We start from the raw sequence: 25,127 nt of genomic DNA on the forward strand, positions 1-25,127 counted from the left end.
CCCGGTGCCGATGATACAACATTGCTCCGAGTTACCCCTGTTTGCCTCACAATCCTTTTTCGGGGATAATATCCTTTATCTCAATGAACAACTACTGGCAATGAAGCGGAGATAATTCCTGGGTTGGGATTGTAGTGAGGCATTGGCAATGGGAACAACGCGCGTTGTAGTGGCCGATGATCACGCGGTGGTGCGCGCCGGATTGCGGAGCGCGCTGGCCAGTCTACCGGAGTTTGAGGTGGTTGGCGAGGCGGCTGATGGGCCGCAATTACTGGCCGTGCTGGCGCAACACCAGCCCGATCTGCTGGTCGTTGATGTCGCTATGCCTGATTTTGAGCCAATTGCCACGATTCGCCAGATTCACGCTACCTATCCGGCAATGAAGATTCTGGTTGTCAGTGCCTATGACGATCAGTCCTATGTGGTCGGTCTGCTGGCGGCTGGTGTGAATGGCTATCACCTCAAGGATCAGCCCCTCAGCGATCTGCAACTGGCGGTGCAACGCATTATGGCCGGCGGGAACTGGATTTCCAGCCCTCTCCTGAGCCGGATTATTCAGGCAGCACCTCAGATCACCCGCTCACCGCATATCACGCTGACCCGGCGCCAACGCGAACTCTTGCGCCTGATTGCCCAGGGTTACGACAACCGGCGGATGGCGCAAGAAATGGATCTGAGTGTCAAGACCATCGAGAACCATCTGACAGCACTCTACCGTGCTATTCACGTGAGTAGCCGGCTTGAGGCGTATCAATTCGCTATTCATCACCCTGAACTACTGGCTGAAACCGGTTACGAAGCGGCCCAGAACCGTGAGGCCGCAGGTAGCGGTGCCGCACCGTTGACCGTGCTGGTCGTTGACGATAACGAACGGTATCGTGCGCAATTGAAGCGGATGATCGGCAAAGCCTGTGGCGAAGCGCAGCTTTATGAGGCTGAAGATTGTCATCAGGCAGTGCGATTGCTTCAGCAGATCACGCCCGATCTGGTGTTTGTTGATGTTATTTTGAATGACGGTGACGGGATTCAATGTCTGCGCCGCATCAAAACGACTCAGGCCGATGTGCGCGTGATCTTGATCAGTGCCTACCCTGATCGCGAGTTTCGCCGTCTGGGTCTAGAGGCAGGCGCTCTGGCGTTTCTCGACAAAAAAGACCTCGACGCCGCTACGGTGCGCCAGGTAGTTGAGGATGCGCTGCGCCGTAAGCGGAAAGTTCTCTAAACCACCCCAATCCCTTCGGTTGTCGGGAAGGGTGCTGGATTGGGGATTTCAACCTGTAACTCTAATCCTCCCCATGCCGAGGGGCCGATCCGCAGGGTGCCGCGTAAGAGGGAAACTCGTTCGCTGATACTGATTAGGCCAAAGTGTTTTTGCTCTGAAAGGCTGCGCAGATCGGGTGGGGTAGCCATCCCTTTGCCATTGTCGGCTAAGCGAACCATAATCCCCGCTGCTGATGTCCGGCGCACTTCAAGCACGACCTGCGTCGCACGGGCATGCTTGCGCACATTGTTAAGCCCCTCTTGCACGATCCGAAAGACGGTGAGTTCGATGGTCTCTGACCAGCGTTCTAACGGTTCAGCGATTTTCAGCTCGACACGAATACCGGTTTGCTCACTCCACTGGCTTACCAGGGAGCGGAGGGCAGCCGCCAGACCATGGCTATCCAGGGTAGGAGGACGCAGATCGCTGCACATCTGGCGCAGCATGGCGACAACTTCCCGGATGCCCCGCCGGATATGCTGCAATTCTTCCAGGATGCTTTCCTGGTCAATCTCCTCTTCGACGTGCTCAAGCTGATAATTGAAGCTGAGCAGGTCTTGGATGACCTGGTCGTGCAGTTCACGGGCCAGGGCTTTCCGTTCGGCTTCACGTTCGTCAATCAGGCGATGATTTGCCTCTTGCAAAGCCCGATTGAGCTGATCCAGGGCGATCATTTGGGTTTGTAATTGCCGTACCAGTTCCCGATTCAGCGAGTCTTGTTCGTCCAGGTTGTGTTGCAATTGTTGCTGGCGCTGACGCAGTGTCTCGGCCTGTTGCTGAGCCTGATAGTAGTTTTCAAAGGCCCAAATCAGCGGTGTGACTCGTTCCTGGCGTACCGAACCGACCATCAGCTCGACAATATCGCGCGGTGTCGTATCACCGGTCGTTCGCAGTGCGGCCTGACGCCCCTGATACAAGACCAGGATGCGGTTGGTGATGCTGAAAATGAGATTAAGGTCGTCACTGCTGAAGATAATGCCGACGCCGGTTGCCGCCAGTTCGCGCAGATATTGCAAGACGGCTTGCTGGCGCATAAAGCTCAGTGCCGAGAAGGCTTCATCAAGGATCAACAGCCGGACAGGCCGCACGAAAGCCCGGATGAGTGCGATCAGTTGCCGCTCCTCTTCGGTCAGGTCAGCCGTTTGCTGATGGGCCAGTCCTGGCGGTAAACCAAACCGGTCAAGCCACTGATAAGCGATGGTCGCCATCGTGGCCTGATCGAGCCGACGGTTGCCTCGCTCGCGCCCAAGGAAGATGTTGTTTAGCACCGGCATGATCTCGACTAATGGCGGGGTTTGTGGGACGAACTCAATCCCCAGGCGCCGCGCAGATTGGGCTTTCCAGGCCAGTGGTATACCATCGATCTGAACTTCGCCGGTGGTTGGCGGGTAGATGCCGGCCAGGACTTGTAAAAGAACCGACTTACCGGCGCTGCGTAAGCCGACCACGCCCAAAATCTCACCCGGGCGTAAATCAAACGTGATCCCGCTCAAGATCGGTTTGGCGGCGAAGACCACATGTAATTCGCGCACGCTCAGCAGCGGCAACATAACTCGACTCCGGTACCTGTGCTCTCTACCAGTGCGTGGCTGTCTGGCAGAGAACGAGCGTTGGATTGCGCCATCAATTCATCCGCTGATACCAAATACGTCAGGGTATGATCGAATCTGTTCCTCTAAATCGCGATCATACCGGATGACGATGACCCGATAACCGTGTGCGCGTAGATCGCGTCGAATCTGACTATCAAGCGTCTGTTGGGTTGGTTCGTCATGGACGCTGCCATCGCAAAAGACGCAGATGTTGGGGTCGTAAAAGAAATCGGCAACGCAATTCAGTTCAGCGATCCGTTCTTGCGCATTGTCAGGCAGCCGGGCATTGTGCGCCTTGAGCATTTTTAGGAAGCGGCGCTCCAGGTCGGATTGCGGATCGATGCGCGATAGTAAGAACTCCAGATGTTCATCATACGAACGCCGGTTGCTTTCGCGCCGCAGTTCGGCCTGACTCAAGGCCACCAGGAGATCACGAATCGTATGCCGGTTGATCTGTAAAATCTCGTGTTGGTTCGAGAAACTGAGCAGGCAGTCGTAGCACGCCGCCGTGCATTCCGGTTTCGTATCCTGACCGTCTACCGTAAAGTGGCACAGCTCCAGGGCAGCACGAATCATGCGCGGAAAAGCGGCTGTTTCTTCGATCAGCCGTCGTAGCACGCCAACGCCACCTTCACTCTTCTCGATGAACAGGAGTGATTGCCATTGGTCACGGCCAACGACTTCGATCCCGATTTCATCCGCATCGAGTTGGAATGTCTCGACCAGGCCAAAGCGTAACGCATGCTTCAGGCTAATCCAATCGGTCGCGGTGATACCTGTCTGCTGACCGATAAACCGCATCATCAGGATGTTTTGCGTTTCCTGGGCGCTGATAAAGACCCGCTCGCCCGGTGGTTTCGCACGTGGCGGCCCATTATCGTCCAGCAGGTCTTGTTCGCTGACGATGTCGCCGGTGTCGAGATTGACGAGGAAGCCAGACTCTTTGCCGGCTAACCAGCCCCGATTGATGGTGAGGATGGTTGCTGCCGGGGCATATGTCAGCTCAAACAGGTGATCGGTGGCGTTGACAATATGCGCCTTCATCTGATGGGCATTGTTGGGCGCAAAACGGAAGGTGGTCAGAATATCAAAGCCGCGCCGCCGCCGTTCTTCCTCTTCAGACGTGATACGCTCACGGCGCCGGGTTGTCACATTCGGCATATCGAGCAGGGTCGCCAGGTAGCTGTTCTCACCATCGAACAGCGTTTCGCACACCGGACAGCGATCATCACCGGGATCGGTAAATGTTCCGCACGTGTAGCAGAGTTTGCGTGCTGAGCGGCGATTGTGCAGGCCATCAGCCGCAGTGCGAAAACTGACCACTTCCCATTTGGCGCCTTCGTGGTAGATGTAGTTGTGCGGCGCGAATTCGCGTAGTCCGAGCACCCGTGGGCGCGGGATGAACTCACCATCACCACGTTTGATCCACGCACGCACCGGCAGCGCCGGGAAGTTGTAGCCGGGCAGGAAGCCTTCGGTAGCCAGGTAGCGGTAGGGGTAGAAATCGCTCTCCTCGCTGGCAACATTGTCTTGCAGGAGCAGGTTGCGCTGGCGCAGTGCTTCATCCAGGAGCCGTTTGCCTTGATCCTGCACTTTTTTATCGCGGCTATACAAGAGATTGTTCGCTTCAGTTGATTGCCGCATGGCGATGCGGTACAATTCGCGCCAGCGATCAAACGCTCGATCAAATCGCTCTGGTGCTTCGTTGAGGGCATCTTCCAGCCAGCGTTCACTGTACCACGGTGCGATCCGTCTGAGATCATCGCTCAACAGCGCCGACTCAATCTGTTCGCGCACGTCACGCAGGCGTGCCGGTGATAGCCGAATCTGGTGGAGCGTGTTTGGGGTGAGGGGCAGGTCTTGCTTATCGAGATCAATTATATCGCCAATCGAATGCCCCAGCGGTAGGCGGACTGCGGCCAGCCAGATCGCGTGCAGATGGGCACGTACCAACGCCTCACTCGTCAGATCAATGCGCGGTGCCTGGACACTACCGGCTACCATCTCGTGGCGGCGGCGAAAGAAGTACTGGTCGTGGGGACGGTTGGCACGACAGTAGGTGATAATCAACCCCGGCTGGCCCTGGCGTCCGGCCCGTCCACTACGCTGAGCGTAGTTGGCCGGGGTTGGTGGCACATTGCGCAGATGTACCAGTTCCAGGTCGGCGATGTCAATGCCCAGTTCCATCGTTGGTGAACAGACCAGGAAGGGGAGAGGCCGATTGATGCCTGGATCGTTTCGTTCCGCTTCTGTCCAGCGAAAGCGCTTCTCACGACGCTCGCGTTCACCCGGTGCCACCACCTGCGCTGTATGCTCGCGAGCTTCCAACGAGGCCAGTGATTGCGCCTTTTGCAGGTAGAACTGACGGAAGAAGCGATTGGATCGATCCTTTTGCACACCGTTCTGATCTGAGGATGGGTGATCTGCCGACATTAGTTGTAGACCATCACCCTTGCACCAGCGTAGACAGGCTGCGTTGAGCTGAAAGCGCTGGTGATCGGCGATTGGCTCCAGGCGGACGACCAGTCCATACCCTGCCAGCTCATCAAGGAGTGCTTTCATCAACGTGATGTATTCATCTGGTTGCAGATTGAGCTTCTTGCGAATGTCCCGTCCAAGGCGGCTACGGGGGCCGAGCGAGATGCCATTAACCGGCTTGCTGGACTGTCCGCGTACTACGGCACAGGTTGCAGGCTGGAGACCGCTCGCATCGTCAGCATCAAATCCCCAAAATTCATTCAAGTGATTCGTTATCCGTCTGGTCAGCTCACCCTGGTTCTCTTCTTGCAACCAGCGCGCACTGATTGCCCGCCGCTGCCGCATAGCATCAAGCACCATGTTCACAATTGTCGTTCGTTGATCCACCGGGACGCGCTGCAACACACCCTGCCAGATTGCGTTGTCAGTGCAAAATTCATCGAGTCCGGTGTAAGCAATCTTGAGCAGCTTGAGTTGCTCAAGATTGGGTTGAACGATGCTGCGCCAGCCGCGTTGCAGGTCTTCGTACAGCCAGTATTCCACCAGATCGGTGAAGGTCTTCCATACCTCCTTTGCCATTGGCGCATTACTACGCAGCTCACTATTCCTGGCAATGTCGGAGAGCTGTAGAGTGGTATATTTGACAACCTCTTCCGCAACGTTACTGTCTCTCAGTTCACCATGGGTTTGTAACGCTTCCACCAGTGCTGCCCGGATTACAGCAATATGGATGAGGTCGTTAAAGTGACCGGCCTGCAACGCGGCGTCCTGACGGTTGTCAACAAACGAGAGCAAGCGGTCGCTGGCAGCTCCGGTACGTTGCGCGTGCTGCAACAGCGAAATGGCGAGGATTGAAGTCGCACTTGATACATTCTCGCTGGAGAGGGTGCTGAGTTTGGTATACTCTGTCGCCCGTCCGTCATACCATTCACCACAATTCAGGCAAATGGTAAAGGGCCGCTCTTGAAACCACATGGGCTGGCTGTTGGGAAGTGGATACTCGCTACAATTACCGTCAGGCTGCACCCACATCTTTCTCGGTACCCGCGATTTCCATTTCTTGTCCAACAGGCCCCTGGCATTAAACCACTCGTCAGGTAGTTTTTCCTCGCTCCAGTCATCAGATTCGTGAGCCAGCATTAAATATCCCTGACGGGCGCTGCGGTCGTCCTCATACATCCGTAAGTCAAGGAGTGGGACTGCCTGCCGTTTCTCTTTCAACACAATATCGTAATACTCCTGACCACAATGACGGCAGAAGACAAGAGGGAACATGAGCTTGTCCTGTTGATTGCGCAGCACGCCTTCGAGCTGAATCTGGCGGGTCTGGCGATCTTCCAGGCTGGCATACACCCGGTGACTTTGGGCGATAAACTGGTGTAACTTAAAGGCAAACGCCCGGCGACCGTCAGAGCGCTGAATGGCACTACCCTCTTCCAGCATGCGCTGGATCGCCTTGCGGCTCTCTTCGGGAGTGCAGCCGGTCATTACAGCCAGTTCACTGGCCGCATCGCTCAAGGTACGCGGCGGGCGACGTACCAGCCGGCCATCGGTATCGGTCTGGATGCCCAGGGCGTATTCGAGCCAGCGGGCAAGTGGATGGCGGCGCAACGCTTCCCAGCGCAGCAGATTGTCGCCTGCCGGGAGGGGTTCGGTCAAGGCGGTGCGTAACTCGGCTTCCGTCGGTTGACCACCAATCGTCAGTGGCTCAAGGGTCTCTTCAATCACCTGATCGGCGCTGATCGGATGGGCAAAGAAACGAGAAGCGAATTCGGCCACCACTCGCCGTCGCTCTTCGGCAGATGCCTCTGAGCCGGCTACCATCGTTGCCGATGTCCCGATATGGCGAATGTCGGGAGCGGCGCAGCGCTGTTTGAGGCGACGGATCAGCATTGCAACATCGGCGCCCTGGCGGCCACGGTAGGTGTGCAGTTCGTCGAAAACCAGGAAGCGCAACCCCTTCATCGTCTCGCCGATCAGCTTCTGGTCGTCAGGGCGCACCAGCATCAACTCTGCCATGACATAGTTGGTCAGCAGAATGTGGGGTGGGTTACGGCGGAGTTCTTGTCGCAGTTCTTCGCTGGTTTCACCGGTATAACGGGCAAAGCGGATCGGGAATTCACGTCCGTACTGCACGCGATACTGATCGGCAAGACGGCGCAGAGCTTGCTCTTGCGAGTTGACCAGTGCGTTCATCGGATAGATGATCAGTGCCTGCACGCCGCTGCCAGGTTTGGTCTGGCGCAGCAGATCATCAATAATGGGCAGAAAGTAGCAGGTGCTTTTGCCGGAACCGGTGCCGCTAGTCACCACAAAACTCTCGCCGCGAGCAGCGCGTTCAACCGCCTCGTACTGGTGTTGATAGAGACGAAACGGTGCATTCGAGGCTGTACGAAAGAAGTGAGCAGTTTCCGGTCTGATCATCCCGGCCCGCGCCAGATCATCGACGGTTTGCGCCATCTTGTAAGTTGGGCTGAGCTGAACAAGCGGCTCTGGCCAGAGTTCCTGCCGGGCAAGTTTCTCCTCAACCGAAGCCCGAATCCGATCATCAGCAATGCGGATAAACGACTCGACAAATGTCCGATAGTCGTCAATGACTGCTGCGTGGAGAGCGAAGATCGATGGATGATGCATGACTTCCTCCGCTAGCCAGAGCGCGGTATGTGCAAGACGAGGTGTTCAAGCGCCAGTTGCGGGTTGACGTTTTCCAGCAATTGCCGGCTCACCGTCATGATCTGTTGGAGAAAAGCAAACGCCGTTGCGGGCGTTACCCGACCGGCCAGGGCTGCTAATTCAGGCCGACGATCAATGTTGGTGATAGCCTCATCACAGCCGGCAGCAACATACATCACGTCACGCCACCAGCTCTGCCACAATTCGAGCCACATCAAGACGGTTGCCTGATCGCCGGCCCGATATTCTTTGGCCCGTTCTTCAGCCCATTGCAGTCCGCTCGTGATCGGGGCTGACGATAGCGCGATTAACGCATCCAGGCACTCACGACGGGCAGTCTGTGCCGACGGATCGTTGAACAAATTGATGGCCCAGCCAATTCGTCCGTTACTCCAGGCGGCCAGTATCTCAGCCTGGTCTTTGGAGGCACCCTGATCACGAAGTGCGCTCGCTACCTGCTCCCGTGGCAACGGTCGTAATCGCAGCACCCGACAGCGCGAGACGATGGTCGGCAGCAACTCATTGCTATGCGCCACCAGCAGCAGCGTAGCGTAATCTGGTGGTTCTTCCAGCGTCTTCAGCATCGCATTTGCCGCCTCTTCGCTGAGGCGGTCGGCGTCGTGGAGGATCAGCACGCGGCGCGGTGCCTCGTATGGGCGCAAGGCCAGATCGCGTTGCCACTCGCGGATCGTGGCAATTTTCAGCTCTTTCTGACGAGCGGCATCTTCGGCTTTGGCGGCTGCGGCCTGGGTTTCCATCCCGGCAATGCGGACATCGGGATGGCTGCCGTGATCGATACGGCGACAGGAACGGCATTGCAAACAGGGATCACCGGTCTGCCGTTCGCACAGCAACGCCTGCGCCATGCGCAATGCCAGCAGCGATTTACCGAGTCCTTGTGGCCCGGCAAAGAGGTAGGCGTGGGCTACCTGTTGGCTGCGGATGTTACTGCGGAGCTGTTCAATGGCCCATTCGTGACCGTACACATGCCACATATCAGGTAATCATCGTTTGCAGGCGGCTGGCAACAGATCGCACGGCAAGCGGATGCCGTGATCCATCCATACCATTGTATCCGCTCACGGCATTTTGCGGAAGGCCAGCACCGCATTCACCCCGCCAAACCCGAACGAATTCGAGATTGCGACCTGAATGGCTGCCTGACGGGCAACATTCGGCACATAATCGAGATCGCATTCGGGATCGGGATGTTCGAGGTTGATGGTGGGTGGAATCTGACCGTGGTGCAGTGCCAGGATGGTGGCTGCTGCCTCAACTGCGCCGGCAGCACCGGTGAGATGCCCGATCATCGATTTGATCGAACTGATCGGCACACTGTATGCATATTCACCGAACACCTGCTTAATCGCTCTGGTTTCCGCAATGTCACCTGCCGGTGTACTGGTGGCGTGGGCATTGATGTAATCAACCTGTTGCGGTGCCAGTCGGGCTTGTTGCAATGCCCGCCGGATTGCCAGCGCCGCCCCTTCACCATCTGGATCGGGAGCAGTAACGTGATAGGCATCGGCAGAGACGCCATACCCGATCAACTCAGCCAGGATTGGCGCGCCACGTCGCTGGGCACTGCTCAGACGTTCAAGCACCAGCACGGCTGCCCCTTCGCCGGGAACAAAGCCATCGCGCAGCGCATCAAACGGACGCGATGCCCGTGTCGGCTCGTGGTTACTGCGCGTACTCAAAGCGCGCATGACACAGAATGCACCCAGGCTGAGGGCAGTAATGGGAGCTTCGGCGCCACCGGCCAGCATCACTTCGGCATCGCCGCGCCGAATGATCTCTGCCGCCTCACCGATTGCCTGCGCGCCGGCAGCACATGCGGTACAGATCGCAGTTGTGTAGCCGCGTAAACCGAAGTGAATGGCGACCTGGCTGGATGGCATATTCGGCAGGGCTGCCGGAATGAAGAAAGGACTAATTTTCATGCCACCACGCTGGATCAGTGTGGTGACTGCCTGTTCTACATCGGGCATCGAGGTAGTCCCGCTGGCGATCAGAACACCGATCTCATCGCGTGCCATACGTTCGAGAGGCAGGCGAGCGTGGTCAAGGGCCATCCGGGCAGCGGCTACGGCCATCTGACTGGCGCGGGACATCCGGCGCGCCTCTTTCGCATCCATGAACTCCTGTGGATGAAAATCGTTTACCTGGCCTGCCAGTTGACAGGGATAATCACTCGGATCGAAAAAGGTGATGCGACCAATCGCACTGCGCCCGGCAACGAGACCAGCCCAAAATGGCTCAACACCAACCCCAAACGGCGAGATAACGCCCAGACCGGTCACCACAATGCGCTGGTCAGGGGGGAGATGATCGGTTACAACCGGCTGTGGTTCGACAACGGGTTCTTCAGCCAATACCTCGGCCAACAGTGCTTCGATCTGCGCTTCAATAGCTTCGTCGGGCACATGCTCTCGCACGAGACCGAGCAGTTCGGCCCGCAACGCTGCGCGCCGATCCAGTGCTCGTGGGGTCATTGCTTCCTCCCTCAATTCAACTATTCAAGGCTTGAATTATACCACGTAGCTGTTGTGTCTGTGGTATCATACTCGCTGGTATGCGCTCCCTCGTCACTATGGAGTTACTATGATGTCGGTTCTGTCCGGTCTGATACGTCCTGAGATTGCCGATTTGGAAGCATATACCCCGATTGTACCGCTAGAAGTGCTGGCTGATCGCCTTGGCCTGCCGGTGGCGCAGATTGTCAAGCTCGATGCGAATGAAAACCCCTACGGCCCAGCACCGGCAGCGCTGGCCGCACTTCAGGCGACTGCGACCTACCATATATATCCCGACCCAGAGCAGACGGCGCTGCGGAAGGCGCTGGCCGATTACACCGGTCGGTCAGCGGAGGAAATCCTCTGCGGAGCCGGTGCCGATGAATTGATCGACCTGGTTTTACGCCTGATTATCAGTCCCGGCGATGCGATCATCGATTGTCCACCTACCTTCGGCATGTACCGGTTTGATGCCGGTATCTGTGGTGGGCGGGTGATCAGTATCCCGCGCCGTGCCGATTTCAGTCTTGATCTACCGGCCATTGCCCGGGCAGCAGCGCAGGGTGCCAAAGCCATCTTCCTCACCTCGCCTAACAACCCAACCGGCAACCCACTGCCACGCAGCGAACTACTCCAGATTCTTGAATTGCCACTGCTGGTGGTTGTTGATGAGGCGTACATTGAGTTTGCTGAGCCAGAACACGCACCGGTCGGTGCGAGTGATCTGCTCGACCGGTATCCAAATCTGGCCATTCTCCGCACATTCAGCAAATGGGCCGGTCTGGCCGGGCTGCGCGTAGGCTATGGCCTGTTCCCGCGTTGGCTGAGTGAGCAACTCTGGAAGATCAAGCAACCGTACAATGTCTCGGTTGCTGCTCAGGCCGCCGCTGTGGCATCACTCGCCGTCGCCGACGAATTGCGGGCGCGGGTGCAGGCTATCGTCGCCGAACGTGAGCGTCTGTTTCAGCATCTCAATACGTTCCCGTTTCTAACCCCTTTTCCAAGTGTGGCGAATTTCATCCTCTGTCGGGTCGAAGGGCGTGATGCCCGCGAACTCAAACTGGCGCTCGAACGACGCGGTGTGTTAGTGCGCCATTATCAGACGCCGCTGCTTAATGGCTATATTCGGATCAGCGTCGGTACTCCTGCCCAGACAGATGCGCTGATCGCGATGCTTGCTGAGGTGACCCGATGAGCATATCACTTGCCCACACGCTTGACTTTGCCCGCCAGATCGCTTACGAGGCCGGCCAGATCACGCTGCGCTATTTTCAGCGTGGTATCACTGTTGAACACAAAGCCGATGAGTCGCCGGTGACGATTGCTGATCGGGAGGCCGAGCGTCATCTGCGCGCCGCTATTCAGGCGGCCTACCCTGATCACGCCGTCCTTGGTGAAGAAGATGGTCTGACCGGGAGTGAACACGCTACCTACCGCTGGGTGCTTGATCCGATTGACGGTACGAAAAGTTTTGTGCGGGGCGTGCCACTCTACGGAGTGCTGATTGGATTGTTGCGGGAAGGTGAACCTGTGCTTGGTGTCATCCATATCCCGGCGCTGGCCGAAACTGTGGCAGCCGCGCAGGGTTTGGGTTGTTACTGGAACAATCAACCCTGTCGGGTGTCGTCTGTCTCCAGCCTACGCGAGAGTCTGGTCGTCGGGACGGTGGCTCACGGCTACGAACGCTACAACCGATCAGAAGCTTTTCAGCGTATTCTGAAGCGTGCCGGCCTGTTCCGCACCTGGGGCGATTGCTACGGCTACGTTCTGGTAGCCACCGGTCGCGCCGAAGTTGCGCTCGATCCGGCAATGAACGTCTGGGATGCCGCAGCCCTGCTGCCGATTTTGAGCGAAGCTGGTGGTGCCTACACCGACTGGCAGGGTGTGCCGACCATTTACCACAACGAAGGCATTGGCAGCAATCGCCATGTCTTACCCGAACTGTTAAGCCTCATTGCTGGCGAGGAGTCGTCATGAACGCCGATAACTATCAAGAACTGGCAATGCGCACGCTGGCTGCCGGTCTGACACCGCGTGAGCGTCTGACCAATGCGGCGCTTGGCCTGAGTGGCGAGGCCGGCGAGTTTGCCGACACCGTGAAAAAACATCTGTTTCATGGTCATCCACTCAATCGTGAAGAATTATTGAAAGAGTTGGGTGATATTCTCTGGTATGCGGCTCTGGCCTGCGATGCACTTGATGTGCGCTTGAGTACCGTCATGGCGGCCAACATCGAGAAACTGCGACGGCGTTACCCGGAGGGATTTAGCAGTGAGCGAAGTCAGCAGCGTAGTGAATAGAATCCGGCGGGCGACCATTGAGCGGGTGACCGGTGAGACAAACATTACCCTTACCCTCACCATCGATGGTAGTGGACAGGCTGATGTGCAGACCGGTATCGGTTTTCTTGACCATATGCTGACGTTGTGGGCACGCCATGGCTTGTTCGACCTTCAGGTGCGGGCGCAGGGCGATCTCCACATTGATGAGCATCACACTGCCGAAGACGTGTGTATTTGCCTGGGTCGGGCCATTGATCAGGCGCTCGGTGAGCGGGCCGGCATTGTACGTACCGCACACAGCTTTGTGCCGATGGACGAAGCACTGGCGCTGGTTGCTGTCGATCTTGGTGGCCGACCGTACTGTGTGGTACAGGCTGATTTTGTTACAATGCGCGTAGGACAGCTCGGTACCGATCTGGTGGCCCATTTGTTTGAGAGTGTTGCCTTCAACGGTCGTTTCAATCTCCACGCACAGGTGATGTACGGGCGCAACGACCATCACAAGATCGAGGCTCTGTTCAAAGCGTTCGGGCGGGCACTCGATGCCGCTACCCGCATTGATGCGCGTTTAGGGGGAACCATACCGAGCACGAAGGGTGTCCTATGATCGGGTTTGTCGCTGCTGCCATCCTCAGCTTTGTACCGGCATTCATCTACGCTGCAATTGCCTACTGGCTCGACCGGTTTGAGAAAGAGCCACGCCGGTTATTGTTTGGGGCATTCATCTGGGGTGCATTTGTCGCAACTCTTGGCGCCATCGTCTGGACAGGGCTGGCGCAGGTCTCGCTGGCCATCTTCATTGGGGAAGCCTCTGCTGAAGTTGCCGGCACAACCCTGCTGGCGCCGCTGGTAGAGGAGAGTCTGAAGGGGATTGCCGTTGTCATTATCATGCTCGCCTTCCCCGAAGAGTTCGACTCGCGGCTCGATGGGATGCTGTACGCCGCCATCACCGCATTAGGCTTTGCCGCCACTGAAAACCTGCTCTACCTCTACTTCATGGGCTATCAGGAGAGTGGGGTTGGCGGTTTAATCTCCCTCTTCATCTTGCGCGTCATTCTCGGCGGATGGGGCCACGCTGTGTATACTGCCTGGATCGGCCTGGGGCTGGCGATGTCGCGGCTGCACCCGAACCGCTTTATTCGTTTCATTTCCCCCTTTGCCGGTTGGCTGCTGGCTGTCTGCCTGCACGCTCTCCACAACACCATGGCCGTATTCCTGGCCGGTGAGTTTGGCCTCACCGGACTCGGCCTGACGTTACTGGTCGACTGGTCGTTCTGGATCGTTGTCCTCGGCCTGGTGATCTGGGAGATTCGGCGCGAGCAGCATCACATCGCTACCTACCTGGCAGAAGAGGTGATGGCCGGCATTATTGCACCGGGTCATTACAATGCTGCGAAATCATTCAGTGGTCAGCTCCGCAACCGGCTACGCAACGCCACCGCTAGTCGTTTCTACGAAGCCTGCGCAGAACTGGCGCATAAAAAGCATCACCTGGCAACCGGTGTTGGTGATGAGCGCAACACGATTGCCCGCATCAACCAGCTTCGCCGCGAACTGGCCCAACTGGCCCCGAAAGTGCCGGCAGTCTAGAACCTATTTCAAAATTCGGTCAATACACCACAAAATGATAGCAACGAGACAAAACGCACGGTAGATATGCAGATGACGGTCATAGCGCACCACCAACCGACGATACGTGTCCATCCACGCGAAGCACTGCTCGACCTTCCAGCGGTGCTGATAGCTTGGGCCGGTACGCAGCGGACGCCCGCGCTTTGGCCGCTGACGGTTGCGCCGCTCACGAGCTGGCATGGTGGGTGTGATCCCGCGCCGACGCAGGTCGCTGCGCAACGCGGCACAGTCGTAGGCTTTATCCGCCACCACTTCTTGTGGTCGCGTGCTGGGCCGGCCGCGGTTGCGTGGTACCCGAATGGTCCGCACCGTCGCTTCAGCCAGGGTGCGTTCGTGTGGTTGTGCGCTATCCACGTGCAGGCCGATGGGCACGCCAGTGCCATCGACCACGACCATCACCGTCGCGCCGTTACCAACCGTCGTTGTGCCTCCACCAGTGCCCCTTGTTTTGCCGGAACGACGCTGCCGTCCAGCAACGCGTGTGCCCAGTCCAGCGTGCCGTCGGCAGCGAGGCGGCTCAGGAGGGTGCGCCAGATGCGCTCCCACGTCCCGTCCTGCGACCACGCGTGCCATCGTCGCCAGCAGGTGCTGGGGGACCCGTACTCCGTTGGCAGGTCTGCCCAGGCACAGCCGGTGTGGAGCACATACAGCATACCATTCAGTGTCCGGCGGTCGTCGTTGCGTGGACGACCCCGCGCACGTGGTTTCTTGGGGATAAGCGGTTCGATCACCGCCCATTGGTCGTCGGTGAGATCATGTCTGCTCATACCACTATTGTAGCATAAGAAGACATTTTTGAAATAGGTTCTAGCAGTATGTCATCCGCCTAGATGACTGGCAATCCGCTGTCGTGTCCGGCGGTACGAACGATGGCACAAATCGAGCAACAGGCGCTGTTCAGCTTGCACCCGGCGCCGCTCTTCTTCGCACTGTTCGGCGTGCTGAATAGCAGCCTGCAATTCGGATGCCATAGCCTGAATGTCGGCCTGTGCCTGTTCACAGAAAGAAGGAACAGGCTGCATCAAACTCAGCACAACGGCCAGACGGCGCAAAGTATTCAGCAGATCGGTCGCAGTCAATGCACCGGCTGCCGAGTCTGGTTCAAAGAGTTGTAAATATCGCGTATCAGCGCCAACAACATCGATCACCTGTTGCCGCACGTGCGCATAGAGCCGCTGGGCACGCACCTCGCACTCCCAGCGAGTTGCCAGTGCAGCACGCCATGCAGCAAGGGCTTCCGCACTCCGTTCCTGTTGTTCGGCAAGAATAGCGCGTAACTGGGTGTGGCGTACCAGCTCCTCTTCGGCGAATGGTAAACGATTGCGAAGCTGCTCAAGCAGCGTAATGATCTGGTTGAGCGGATCGAGAGGAGGGGTTTGGGCGATGACGGCTGTCACGGCAGACCTCACAGCTTTCAGGATGATGTCACTACAAATCATCGTACCGAAAGTGATCAGCGTCGTCTATAGTACAACAGGTTGATTTTCGGTTAGGACTACCTGTGAAGCAGTGGAGGACGGAAGCATTACCGGACCCTGTGTAGCACAGTTATACGGCACTATCCGCCAATCGTGCGCCCTCCACCGAACGTTCAGCGACAACCGTCATTACCACAGCGACTCTGCTGCCGGTGGTATAATTGCGCCTGTGAACGTATCATCCACCGCGACGGAAAGGATATGCTATGACCGGCGAACGCGCCGCAGAACTGATTCAAGCCGATCACCAATATCTGTTGCAGAGCTATGTACGCGCCGATTTCGTCATTGAACGTGGCGAAGGGGTGTATCTTTACGATAGTGAAGGTCGGCGGTATCTCGATTTTGTCGCCGGCATTGCGGTGAATGCGCTTGGCTATGGTGATCGTGACGTTCTGAAAGCGATCAATGATCAGGCTGAACGCCTCATCCACGTTTCCAATCTCTACCACACGCAACCGGCAATTGAACTGGCAAAGCTCCTGGTGCAGAGCAGCCCGGCGTTTGCCAAGGCGTTTTTCTGCAACAGTGGAGCTGAAGCGATTGAGGGGGCGATTAAGTTCTCACGTCGCTACGCTCGTGCCCATGTTGGCGAAGGCAAGACAACGATTGTTGCCTTCGACGGCAGTTTTCACGGGCGTACTATGGGAGCAGTTGCCATTACCGCCCGTGAAAAATACCGGGAGCCGTTTATGCCGGTGATGCCCGGTGTGCGCTTTGCTCGCTACAACGACCTGGACTCACTGGCAGCCGTGATGGGCGATGATGTCTGTGCCGTGGTGGTTGAGCCGGTGCAGGGCGAGGGTGGCCTGCGTGCCGCTGAACCGGCCTTTATGCAGGGAGTGCGCGAACTGTGCCAGCGCTATGGCGCATTGCTGGTCTTTGATGAAATTCAGTGCGGGGTTGGGCGTACCGGCACGCTCTGGGCACACGAGCAGCTCGGTGTTCAGCCAGACATGATGACGGTAGCCAAACCGTTAGCCGGTGGGCTGCCGATTGGTGCGGTGCTTATGGGCCAACACGTTGCCGATACCATTCATCCAGGCGACCATGGCACAACCTTTGGCGGTAATCCGCTGGCAACTGCAGTTGGCACCGTCGTGTTCCGCAAAATTAGCGATCCGGCTTTCCTGGCCCATGTCCAGCAGGTAAGTAATTATCTCGATGAAGCGTTGCAGGATTTCGCTAATGAACACGCCGATCAGGTGATCGAATTGCGCGGACGTGGCCTGATGCGTGGTGTGCGCATTGCCGGTTCTGCGAGTGCTGTACGTGAAGCGGCTCATCGCCATGGTCTGTTAGTCGCTACGGCTGGTGAAGATGTCATTCGCCTGCTCCCGCCCCTGATCATCGAGCCGCAGCACGTTGATGAGGCATTGTCTGGTCTGCGAGCGGCACTGCGCGCTTGATCAGAATGATCAGCGATCACGTTACCAGAGAATGTCGGGCGGAGTCGAAGAGGAAACGAGCCGGTGATCAGAATCTGACTCGTAGCAGAATCAATCTTTCAGGAGAGAGGCGATGCCTGTAGTTGCATTAATTGGCGCTCAATGGGGCGATGAGGGTAAAGGCCATCTGGTCGATCTGCTGGCTGCGCGGGCGCGGCTGGTCATTCGCTACGGTGGCGGCAATAATGCCGGACATACGGTTGTCAACCATCTTGGTACCTTTAAACTGCATCTGGTGCCTTCTGGCATCTTCGATCCGGGCATCGTCAATGTCATCGGCCCTGGCGTGGTGGTGAATCCGGAAGTACTCATCAAAGAGATTGAGGAGCTTGAAGCACGGGGTGTTTCCACGGCTAAATTGTTTGTCAGTGATCGCGCGCATGTGATCATGCCGTATCACATTCAGCTCGATCAGTTGCAAGAGGAAGCACGCGGTGAAGGGCGGATTGGTACCACCGGTCGTGGTATTGGCCCGGCGTATGCCGACAAGATGAGCCGCTCCGGCATCCGAATGGGTGACTTGTTGCACGAAGAGACGCTGCTAAACCGGTTGCGCACAGTACTGGAAGAGAAGAATCGACTGCTGACCAAACTCTACAATGCCCGTCCGCTCTCACTGCACGATACCTATTTGACCTATCTGGAGTATGGGCGACGGCTTGCCAATCATATCACCGATGTTCATCCGATCATCCACCGGGCATTAGAGAAGGATCTGCCAGTACTACTAGAAGGTGCGCAGGGTGCGTTGCTCGATATTGATCACGGCACATATCCATTCGTGACTTCCTCACCTCCAGGTGCTGCCGGTGCATGTCAGGGTAGTGGTATTGGTCCGACGCATATCAATTCGGTGATCGGGGTGGTAAAAGCCTACACAACCCGCGTCGGCGAAGGGCCGTTCCCTACTGAAGTTGATGGGTCGGTGGCTGATGTGCTGCGTCAGATCGGTACACCCTGGGCAGAAGTTGGCACCACAACCGGTCGGCTACGACGGGTAGGCTGGTTTGATGCGGTGATGGCGCGCTATGCAGTGCAGGTAAACGGCGTCGATACCCTGGCAATCACGAAACTTGATGTGCTCGATGGCCTGGAGACACTCAAGATTTGTACAGGCTATAAACTGCACGACGCCCTGTTGGAATATCCCCCTACCACGACAGCGCTGTTTGATCAGATCGAACCGGTTTATGAAGAACTGCCGGGGTGGAGTGAACCAACGCGGCATGTTCGTCGCTTTGCCGATTTACCCGAAGCTGCTCAGGCGTATGTGGCGCGCATTTGCCAGTTGGTTGGTGCCCGCCTGGGCATTATTTCGGTTGGCCCAGGTCGCGACCAGACGATTATGGTGGCTGATGTGTTTTGAGGGGTGTCGTCGGGGTAAAAGGTTGTTGTGTACAGCTCGTGTCAAATCTGGTAGCAGAGAAAGCCGAATACACTATCCCCACTCTAGCGGGGTGTCTGAACGATGCCCCGCTGCGCCTGAGACTGGTATCCCCTTGGGATCGCGAGCCTCCGGCTCGCTCACACCCTGACACAGTACTACCGCACGCTGCACCAGTGACTCCCGCCCCCGCTGGATGGGTTAGGGTGGGGAGATGTCTTGGATTACCTCTGAGAGCAGTAGTCGCGTGATACCCTATCCGATTATGCAGCGCACCTGAGCACGGAAGTGCTGAACCGACGCTCTTGCACTGTGCCGATCCACCAGCGAGCCGCTGGTGGCGCCTTAGCACGGGGGGGAACACCTGAACAATGTGCATCGTTGCACAAGCGTTAGTATGATCCGGCGTTCTTGTCGGCAGCTTATCAATCTCAACCTGTAAAGTGCGCTGCCGCTTCCCAACCCGCGGGTGTTCCAATATCGAGTGCTCTACCGTCGGCAAAGGTAACGCCTTCAACACGCAAGCCACGGGCAATAGCGGCCTGGAAGACGGCACCAATGTGTAATTCCGGGCACGTCTGTCTCTGGGTACGCGCAGTGCGGTCAGCAGCTACGACCTCACCTAAGAGGGTGGTTACTGTCGGCTCCCAGATAGCCGCCATCCACGTCCACTGTAAATCGGTTTGCGCAGGCTTGATCTCGATGGCTGTAACCCGACAACTGTCAGCCGCCAGTGCAACCATGTCTGCTGATTGAGGGTGTGTGCATGGAAAGAGACCGAGGGTGAGGTCCGGTTGAGCTGTGCTGTGGTGACTCAGGAGGGTCGCATAGACATCGTCTGGTGCCAGAATGACGTCAGGTAAACCGAGGACAACGGTACGATCTTGAATGAAAGGGAGAGCGGTAGCCAGGGTGTAGGCTGCACCGTGCGGTTCGTGAACGGTCAGATAGGCGAGGCGCGGCCCAAAGGCACTCCCATCACCCAGATAGGCAGGAATGTCCCATTTGCCAGGTCTGACCACAATCAGCGCCTGGCCAATACCAGCCCGTTGCCACTGCGCGAGGAGATAGGTAATGACCGGTCGTGGACGAAGGCCGTCTGGGGTTTGGAAGGAACCAACCGGCAAGAGTTCTTTGCTGCACGGTAACGGCCCCAGACGGGTTGCCATCCCACCAGCCGGAATCAAGCCGATCACAGGTGTGTTCATCACATCAACCGGTAACTACCGAGTGCGACGTAGATCAGCACTCCCAGACACAAATAGGCACCATAGGGCAGATATTCCGGTGTCTGACGTCCGAAGCGGCGAGCGATCAGGATACCAGCCGCCACCAGACCGGCCATGAAGACACCGTAGATCAGGGCCGGGCCGAGGTGACGTAATCCAAGGGCGGCACCGATGAAGATAGCCAGATAGACGTCCCCTAGACCGAAAGGTGCCGATTTAGCCGGGAACAAGATCAGTGCCAGCAGGTACAGAAAGAAAAACCCAACCCCACCAATCAGTCCACCAAGCAACAATTCGCGCCAGCCGGCACCAACCAGCGAACCCCAGATGAAAGCGATAATTGCTCCACCTAGAATGACAAATGTATAGATCCAGCGGTAAAGCCAGTCAACCACGCCGGTCACGATCAAGACCGCTCCAACGAAGGCCAGATAGGCAAAGAGTGGCCCAAAACCGTAGAGTTCGTAGAGGCGCCACAACCAGAGCGCACTGCCAATCTCCACTAATGGATAGATGACCGGCAGGGGACGACCATCGGCAGCGCGACCACGCTGGAGTAGCCAGCCGATCACCGGTAATAACTGCCACCAGCGTAAAGGTTGACCGGTGCGGATACAACGCGGCCAGCCGATGAGCCGTCGCTCTCGTGGCAGGCGAATGATCATCACATTCAGCAGACTGCCCAGCACCAGACCGATTACCACAACGATGAGATCCATCATGGCCCGTGCTCCACCCCAAAAGCGGCTTGCCACATAATTTCACGTGGCGCCGGACGGCCTGTCCAACGCTCAAAAGCCAGTGCGCCCTGCTCAACCAGCATCCCACGCCCATCGCGCACCCGTGCGCCGCGAGCGACTGCGGCGCGTAAGAGAGCTGTTTCTCGATAGACCATATCGTAGACCAGACAATGTGCCCCTACCGGTGGGTCAGCGATAGGCGTTTCGTCATCGTGCCATCCCAGGGCGGTGGCATTGATCAAAAGCGTGCAATGTGCAATCACATCTGTTACTGCCGGATCGCTCAGGGACAAGGCACGAATACGCAGAGCCGGCTGATTGGCGGCTGCGGCTGCGGCCAGATCAATAGCACGCATCAGGCTCCGATTAACAATCGTGATTCCGTTCACTCCGGCATCAGCCAGTGCGAAAGTGGCAGCACGCGCTGCCCCTGATGCACCCAGGATGACAACCTCTTGTTCGACCGGTGTCCAACCGGCAGCCGCCAGATCGGCCAGTAAACCGGGAGCATCCGTGTTCACACCCAACAACCTGCCATCAGGCTGACGCACAATCGTATTCACCGCCCCAATCCGCGCTGCTGCCGGTTCGATCTCGTCGAGTAAGGGGATGACCGCCTGTTTGTGTGGCAACGTCACGTTCGCACCCAGGAAGTGAGGCTGACGTAGCGCGGCGAGACGATCAGGTAATTCAGCAGCAGTAGTCTGTACTGCCCGATAGCGAGCTGCAATCCCTAATGCTGCCAGTGCCGCATTGTGCATCGCCGGTGAACGTGAGTGTGCTACCGGGTCGCCGATCAATAAAATCTCTGCTGTAGTGGTTGATCCTACTGACACGCCAGCCACTCCGCTTCATAGACACGAAATTCTTCGATAGTAGTAGCGAACTTATGCGAACCATCGCGCTCACAACTGGCGACGAAGAAGAGATACGGTGATGTCTCATCGGGCTGGGCAGCCGCCGTCAGTGCAGCCAGGCCAGGAGCCGCAATTGGCCCTGGGGGCAGGCCGGGCGTAACTCGCGTATTGTACGGACTTTGCACCGCCAGCTCGTCAACCGTCAGTTCGCGCTGCCACCAGGTTCCTTCAATGGGATCGTATCCCAAGGCATACTGTACAGTTGCATCAGCACCGAGCAGGCCACCGCCAAAAAGTGGGGCATACTGGGGCTTGAGCCGATTCCAGAATACTGCACTGATTTGAGGCATTTCACTCAACAAGGCAGCTTCACGCTGGATGATTGAAGCCATCGTTACGATTTGATGGACAGTAACGCCGGGAACCCGTACCGAGCGTTCGATGGTACTGTACTGCTCGACAAACCGGTCGAGTAGTTTGCGCACAATCGTTTCAGCATCTGCCGATGGCGCAAAACGGTAGGTGTCTGGGAAGAGGTACCCTTCGAGGGTCGCACCCGCCGGCAGACTATTAAGCAAGAAGTAATCGGCACGGAAGCGCTCGCCATCACGGGCAACCGCCAGAAATTCATCTTCGCTGACCAGGCCTGCCGCTGCGATGATGGCCGCTATTTCCTCGAGCCGCAATCCTTCCGGAATCGTGATTTGAATGTCATTCACCACCTGACCACTCTGCAACACCTTCAAAATATCGCTCATGGTCATCGTCGGGCTGAGAATGTAGCGTCCGGCCTGAATCTGCTGATCAAGATTACGCCAGCGTACCAGCAAACGAAACAGCGCCGGTTGACGGATCAGACCGGCTTCACCCAGCCGGGTGGCAATATCGTCAGCAGTTTCACCGGGTTCAACAATGAACTCAACCGGTTCGCCGGTAGTCGCCGGGGTTGCGCGCAATTCACCGAGAAAGATGTATCCTCCACACGAGACTACCAGAGCCAGCAATGAAAGACCTAACAGAAGTGCGCGGACATGCCGCATTGACCAATCCTCCCTAGCATTGGCAGTGGCTGCCAGTGCAGCATATGTATGTGATCTGCAAGCGTGTAATTGTAGACCATGTACAGTCTACAATCTCCATGGCAATTATAGCAGACCGCTTGTGCTTCAGAATGTTCTTCTGCCAGCAACTCATCTCATGCAACAGAGAGATGCGGTGTCGTGCTGAACGTATCGCATCTAACAAGGCTCTTCCTGTCTTGAAGTAACCGTCGTCGTGATCCACACGGTTCACCCAGCCCTGTCCTTTGCCGCTGTGGTCGTGCCCGTGCATATGCAGCGACCTGTCTTTGCGCTGATAGTGGTGTGAGGTGAGGTGGTGCAGAGATAGGGTTGCTCTACTCCATACGACGCGGCCCATGCACTGCCTGGTAGAAAAAAACTGCCTGCTGTGTGAATCCCGGTTACGTTCACGCTCTCCTCGTAGATAGTGTATGATAGACGTTCGAGAAATATACTCCTCTGCACAGCAGCATTGCAGGTCGGAGAAGGCCATGAGTGAAGCGTCCCTCCCATCGTTTTGGCAACGGTTACAGGCCGGTTGGTGGTATCTGTACGGTTTGAGCCTGTGTCAGATTGGCTTACGAACCGTTGATCGCGATGTGTACCGACAGGCAGTTCGTGCTTTTGATCGATCACTGGCTGCGTGGCCAGACCTGGCGATTGCCCTCTACCGACGGGGTCTGATCCGGGGACGCGAGTTAGGCGAGTATCACGCCGCGATCCGTGATCTGGATGCAGCAACCTGCATACGTCCCGACTGGCCTGATCCCTACCTGCAACGTGGTCTGTTTCATCGATTCAATCATCATAGTCGGGCCGCTATTGCCGAATTGACCGAGTACGTGCGGCTGGCCCCACCCGGATTTTGGCGCACCGAGGCTGAACGGATTCTGGCCCAAATTCAGGCTGAACTGGAATAGGTTGCAGGAGCGAATGATATGTATCACGCATGGTTTGCTGCCCAGGATGACCCAAACGAACGTTATCCTCTGACCGAGGTCGTGTACTACAGCCGGTCGGGAGGCTTACTCGAAGTACAGCATGATATGGCAGCGTTGGCCCAACGCAGCCCGGAAGAATGGAAGCGCCTGTTTGATGAGCGCTGGATGCGGACAGCCTGGCCCTATGGTAGTGGGGTGTGGGGGAAGAAAGAGTGGGTCTGCCCGATTGTATCTGACGACAACGTGGTCAGTATGTTTGAGGGTGGAACCAACCTGTTTTGGGCCGAGCGTTTCGGGCGTGAAATCGGGCTGGAAGACCTCTGGATCAAGATGTGTGGCAATTCTCACACCGGTTCGTTCAAAGATCTCGGTATGACAGTGCTGGTTAGTGTGGTCAAGCAGATGATCAGCGAGGGCAAGCCGATCCGGGCAATCGCCTGCGCCTCAACCGGCGATACGTCTGCGGCACTGGCGGCCTACGGAGCAGCAGCCGGCATTCCTACCATTGTCTTCCTGCCGAAAGGGAAGGTAAGTATCGCTCAACTGGTACAACCGGTGGCCCACGGTGCGCTGGTACTGGCGCTTGATACCGATTTTGATGGCTGTATGCGGATCGTGCGCGAGATTACTGCCAATCCCGACAACGGTATCTACCTTGCCAATTCGCTCAATTCACTGCGGGTCGAAGGGCAGAAGACGGTTGGGATCGAGATTGTACAGCAATTTGACTGGGAAGTGCCAGACTGGATCATCATTCCGGGTGGCAATCTAGGCAACACCTTTGCTCTGGGCAAGGGTTTGTTGATGATGCACGAACTGGGCCTGATTGATCGACTGCCACGGATCGTCACGGCGCAGGCCGCCAATGCCAACCCACTCTACCGCTCGTACCTAACCGGTTTTCGCGAGTATGAGCCGATTAAGGCTCAGCCTACTGCCGCCAGTGCAATTCAGATTGGCGATCCGGTAAGCATCAATCGCGCAATCAGCATTCTCAAACGCTTCAACGGCATCGTCGAACAGGCGACCGAACAGGAGCTGGCCGATGCTGCGGCTCGCGCTGATCGAACTGGCGCTTACGCCTGTCCACATACTGGGGTCGCGCTGGCAGCCCTGATCAAACTGGTGGAACGGGGTGAGATCAAGCGAAGTGATCGGGTTGTTGTCATCTCAACTGCTCACGGCCTCAAGTTCAGCCGCTTCAAAGTAGAGTATCATGAAGGTACGCTCCGCGATGTTGTCGGGCAGTACACCAATCCCCCAATAGAATTACCGCCTGACGTGGACGCGGTGCGCCGGGCAATTGCCCAGCGGTTTGGAGATTGAGGCTCGAACTAAAGAATGTCGGACAATCACCGACGATGAGAGCAACAGCAGTGTGATACAGGTGCAACTGTCATCTGCCTTGCTCTTCATCGGTGCGGTGAGGTAAGATGATAATAATACCGTCTGGCCGGATTGCTTATCGATACGGGAAACGTTGCACGGGCTTCAGCCTATGCGCCCGCGAGGCAAGAGCAGCGGCCAATGTTGGTGACGCTTCCATACGGTGGGT

The 25,127-nt window shown here is 57.0% G+C and carries 21 protein-coding genes; 10 read left to right on the top strand and 11 right to left on the bottom strand.

Annotated features, from left to right (window positions below):
• Positions 1–148: 148 nt before the first annotated feature.
• Positions 149–1,222, top strand: coding sequence for a response regulator transcription factor (locus CAUR_RS10075; RefSeq protein ID WP_012257796.1), 1,074 nt, complete (start codon positions 149–151; stop codon positions 1,220–1,222).
• On the opposite strand, the gene CAUR_RS10080 is transcribed toward CAUR_RS10075, so the two are convergent.
• From CAUR_RS10080 to fabF, 4 genes are all read right to left on the bottom strand, one after another.
• The gene (locus CAUR_RS10080; RefSeq protein ID WP_012257797.1) at positions 1,219–2,811 is read right to left on the bottom strand and encodes an ATP-binding cassette domain-containing protein; all 1,593 of its coding nucleotides are present in this window, start codon (positions 2,809–2,811) and stop codon (positions 1,219–1,221) included. The genes CAUR_RS10075 and CAUR_RS10080 overlap by 4 nt on opposite strands.
• A 78-nt stretch (positions 2,812–2,889) precedes the next feature.
• On the bottom strand, positions 2,890–7,965 hold the full coding sequence (locus CAUR_RS10085) for a DEAD/DEAH box helicase (protein ID WP_012257798.1): 5,076 nt from the start codon (positions 7,963–7,965) through the stop codon (positions 2,890–2,892).
• Positions 7,966–7,976: 11 nt separating this feature from the next.
• Positions 7,977–8,999, bottom strand: coding sequence for a DNA polymerase III subunit delta' (gene holB / locus CAUR_RS10090; RefSeq protein ID WP_012257799.1), 1,023 nt, complete (start codon positions 8,997–8,999; stop codon positions 7,977–7,979).
• An 84-nt stretch (positions 9,000–9,083) separates the two neighbouring features.
• A complete protein-coding gene (fabF, locus tag CAUR_RS10095; protein ID WP_012257800.1) occupies positions 9,084–10,499 on the bottom strand; it encodes a beta-ketoacyl-ACP synthase II in 1,416 nt (471 codons plus the stop codon).
• Between the two features lie 109 nt (positions 10,500–10,608).
• Between fabF and hisC the strand changes: the two genes are divergently transcribed.
• Genes hisC through CAUR_RS10120 form a run of 5 tightly spaced genes read left to right on the top strand, consistent with a single transcriptional unit; the run spans position 10,609 to position 14,392 of the window.
• Complete coding sequence (gene hisC / locus CAUR_RS10100) at positions 10,609–11,715, top strand: histidinol-phosphate transaminase (protein ID WP_012257801.1); 1,107 nt, start codon at positions 10,609–10,611, stop codon at positions 11,713–11,715.
• Positions 11,712–12,497 carry an inositol monophosphatase family protein gene (locus CAUR_RS10105; RefSeq protein WP_012257802.1) on the top strand — a complete coding sequence of 262 codons (786 nt, stop codon included), beginning with the start codon at positions 11,712–11,714 and terminating at the stop codon, positions 12,495–12,497. Before hisC ends, CAUR_RS10105 begins: the two co-directional genes overlap by 4 nt.
• Positions 12,494–12,820: a nucleoside triphosphate pyrophosphohydrolase family protein gene (locus CAUR_RS10110; RefSeq protein WP_012257803.1), complete on the top strand. Its 327-nt coding sequence runs from the start codon at positions 12,494–12,496 to the stop codon at positions 12,818–12,820. Before CAUR_RS10105 ends, CAUR_RS10110 begins: the two co-directional genes overlap by 4 nt.
• The gene (gene hisB, locus CAUR_RS10115; protein WP_012257804.1) at positions 12,792–13,409 is read left to right on the top strand and encodes an imidazoleglycerol-phosphate dehydratase HisB; all 618 of its coding nucleotides are present in this window, start codon (positions 12,792–12,794) and stop codon (positions 13,407–13,409) included. Before CAUR_RS10110 ends, hisB begins: the two co-directional genes overlap by 29 nt.
• Positions 13,406–14,392: a PrsW family intramembrane metalloprotease gene (locus tag CAUR_RS10120; RefSeq protein ID WP_012257805.1), complete on the top strand. Its 987-nt coding sequence runs from the start codon at positions 13,406–13,408 to the stop codon at positions 14,390–14,392. Before hisB ends, CAUR_RS10120 begins: the two co-directional genes overlap by 4 nt.
• Before the next feature lie 3 nt (positions 14,393–14,395).
• Here the strand turns inward: CAUR_RS10120 and CAUR_RS10125 are convergent, their stop codons facing one another.
• The 3 genes from CAUR_RS10125 to CAUR_RS10135 are packed head-to-tail and all read right to left on the bottom strand — an operon-like array spanning position 14,396 to position 15,831.
• On the bottom strand, positions 14,396–14,923 hold the full coding sequence (locus CAUR_RS10125) for an IS5 family transposase (RefSeq protein ID WP_423191605.1): 528 nt from the start codon (positions 14,921–14,923) through the stop codon (positions 14,396–14,398).
• A complete protein-coding gene (locus tag CAUR_RS21895; protein WP_012257807.1) occupies positions 14,830–15,201 on the bottom strand; it encodes an IS5 family transposase in 372 nt (123 codons plus the stop codon). The genes CAUR_RS10125 and CAUR_RS21895 overlap by 94 nt, the downstream gene beginning before the upstream one ends.
• Before the next feature lie 51 nt (positions 15,202–15,252).
• Entirely contained in the window at positions 15,253–15,831 is a 579-nt protein-coding gene (locus tag CAUR_RS10135) for a hypothetical protein (RefSeq protein WP_012257808.1), read from the bottom strand.
• A 287-nt stretch (positions 15,832–16,118) separates the two neighbouring features.
• Between CAUR_RS10135 and CAUR_RS10140 the strand changes: the two genes are divergently transcribed.
• Positions 16,119–17,321: an aspartate aminotransferase family protein gene (locus CAUR_RS10140; RefSeq protein WP_012257809.1), complete on the top strand. Its 1,203-nt coding sequence runs from the start codon at positions 16,119–16,121 to the stop codon at positions 17,319–17,321.
• A gap of 112 nt (positions 17,322–17,433) precedes the next feature.
• Positions 17,434–18,726 carry an adenylosuccinate synthase gene (locus tag CAUR_RS10145; protein ID WP_012257810.1) on the top strand — a complete coding sequence of 431 codons (1,293 nt, stop codon included), beginning with the start codon at positions 17,434–17,436 and terminating at the stop codon, positions 18,724–18,726.
• Between the two features lie 449 nt (positions 18,727–19,175).
• Here the strand turns inward: CAUR_RS10145 and CAUR_RS10150 are convergent, their stop codons facing one another.
• From CAUR_RS10150 to mltG, 4 genes are read right to left on the bottom strand one after another with little or no spacing between them, the layout of a single operon-like run.
• Positions 19,176–19,952, bottom strand: a complete 777-nt coding sequence (locus CAUR_RS10150; RefSeq protein ID WP_012257811.1) for a nucleotidyltransferase family protein — start codon at positions 19,950–19,952, stop codon at positions 19,176–19,178.
• On the bottom strand, positions 19,952–20,695 hold the full coding sequence (locus tag CAUR_RS10155) for a prepilin peptidase (RefSeq protein ID WP_012257812.1): 744 nt from the start codon (positions 20,693–20,695) through the stop codon (positions 19,952–19,954). The genes CAUR_RS10150 and CAUR_RS10155 overlap by 1 nt, the downstream gene beginning before the upstream one ends.
• Positions 20,692–21,549 (bottom strand): shikimate dehydrogenase, encoded by an 858-nt coding sequence (gene aroE, locus CAUR_RS10160; RefSeq protein ID WP_012257813.1) that lies wholly within the window; start codon positions 21,547–21,549, stop codon positions 20,692–20,694. The genes CAUR_RS10155 and aroE overlap by 4 nt, the downstream gene beginning before the upstream one ends.
• On the bottom strand, positions 21,540–22,610 hold the full coding sequence (gene mltG / locus CAUR_RS10165; protein WP_012257814.1) for an endolytic transglycosylase MltG: 1,071 nt from the start codon (positions 22,608–22,610) through the stop codon (positions 21,540–21,542). Before mltG ends, aroE begins: the two co-directional genes overlap by 10 nt.
• 512 nt (positions 22,611–23,122) lie before the next feature.
• Here mltG and CAUR_RS10170 point away from each other — a divergent pair.
• Together CAUR_RS10170 and thrC are read left to right on the top strand one after the other, a co-directional pair.
• Positions 23,123–23,551, top strand: a complete 429-nt coding sequence (locus tag CAUR_RS10170; protein WP_012257815.1) for a tetratricopeptide repeat protein — start codon at positions 23,123–23,125, stop codon at positions 23,549–23,551.
• 18 nt (positions 23,552–23,569) lie between these two features.
• Entirely contained in the window at positions 23,570–24,898 is a 1,329-nt protein-coding gene (gene thrC / locus CAUR_RS10175) for a threonine synthase (RefSeq protein ID WP_012257816.1), read from the top strand.
• Positions 24,899–25,127 lie beyond the last annotated feature (229 nt).

Origin of the sequence: Chloroflexus aurantiacus J-10-fl (genome assembly GCF_000018865.1) — a bacterium.
Lineage (GTDB): Bacteria > Chloroflexota > Chloroflexia > Chloroflexales > Chloroflexaceae > Chloroflexus > Chloroflexus aurantiacus.

What these genes read in the sequence shown, in the direction of transcription:
- CAUR_RS10075 (WP_012257796.1), top strand. Translation starts at nt 149, where the DNA reads ATGGGAACAACGCGCGTTGTAGTGGCCGATGATCACGCGGTGGTGCGC.
- CAUR_RS10080 (WP_012257797.1), bottom strand. Translation starts at nt 2,811, where the DNA reads ATGTTGCCGCTGCTGAGCGTGCGCGAATTACATGTGGTCTTCGCCGCC.
- CAUR_RS10085 (WP_012257798.1), bottom strand. Translation starts at nt 7,965, where the DNA reads ATGCATCATCCATCGATCTTCGCTCTCCACGCAGCAGTCATTGACGAC.
- holB (WP_012257799.1), bottom strand. Translation starts at nt 8,999, where the DNA reads ATGTGGCATGTGTACGGTCACGAATGGGCCATTGAACAGCTCCGCAGT.
- fabF (WP_012257800.1), bottom strand. Translation starts at nt 10,499, where the DNA reads ATGACCCCACGAGCACTGGATCGGCGCGCAGCGTTGCGGGCCGAACTG.
- hisC (WP_012257801.1), top strand. Translation starts at nt 10,609, where the DNA reads ATGATGTCGGTTCTGTCCGGTCTGATACGTCCTGAGATTGCCGATTTG.
- CAUR_RS10105 (WP_012257802.1), top strand. Translation starts at nt 11,712, where the DNA reads ATGAGCATATCACTTGCCCACACGCTTGACTTTGCCCGCCAGATCGCT.
- CAUR_RS10110 (WP_012257803.1), top strand. Translation starts at nt 12,494, where the DNA reads ATGAACGCCGATAACTATCAAGAACTGGCAATGCGCACGCTGGCTGCC.
- CAUR_RS10120 (WP_012257805.1), top strand. Translation starts at nt 13,406, where the DNA reads ATGATCGGGTTTGTCGCTGCTGCCATCCTCAGCTTTGTACCGGCATTC.
- CAUR_RS21895 (WP_012257807.1), bottom strand. Translation starts at nt 15,201, where the DNA reads ATGAGCAGACATGATCTCACCGACGACCAATGGGCGGTGATCGAACCG.
- CAUR_RS10140 (WP_012257809.1), top strand. Translation starts at nt 16,119, where the DNA reads ATGACCGGCGAACGCGCCGCAGAACTGATTCAAGCCGATCACCAATAT.
- CAUR_RS10145 (WP_012257810.1), top strand. Translation starts at nt 17,434, where the DNA reads ATGCCTGTAGTTGCATTAATTGGCGCTCAATGGGGCGATGAGGGTAAA.
- CAUR_RS10150 (WP_012257811.1), bottom strand. Translation starts at nt 19,952, where the DNA reads ATGAACACACCTGTGATCGGCTTGATTCCGGCTGGTGGGATGGCAACC.
- CAUR_RS10155 (WP_012257812.1), bottom strand. Translation starts at nt 20,695, where the DNA reads ATGATGGATCTCATCGTTGTGGTAATCGGTCTGGTGCTGGGCAGTCTG.
- mltG (WP_012257814.1), bottom strand. Translation starts at nt 22,610, where the DNA reads ATGCGGCATGTCCGCGCACTTCTGTTAGGTCTTTCATTGCTGGCTCTG.
- CAUR_RS10170 (WP_012257815.1), top strand. Translation starts at nt 23,123, where the DNA reads ATGAGTGAAGCGTCCCTCCCATCGTTTTGGCAACGGTTACAGGCCGGT.
- thrC (WP_012257816.1), top strand. Translation starts at nt 23,570, where the DNA reads ATGTATCACGCATGGTTTGCTGCCCAGGATGACCCAAACGAACGTTAT.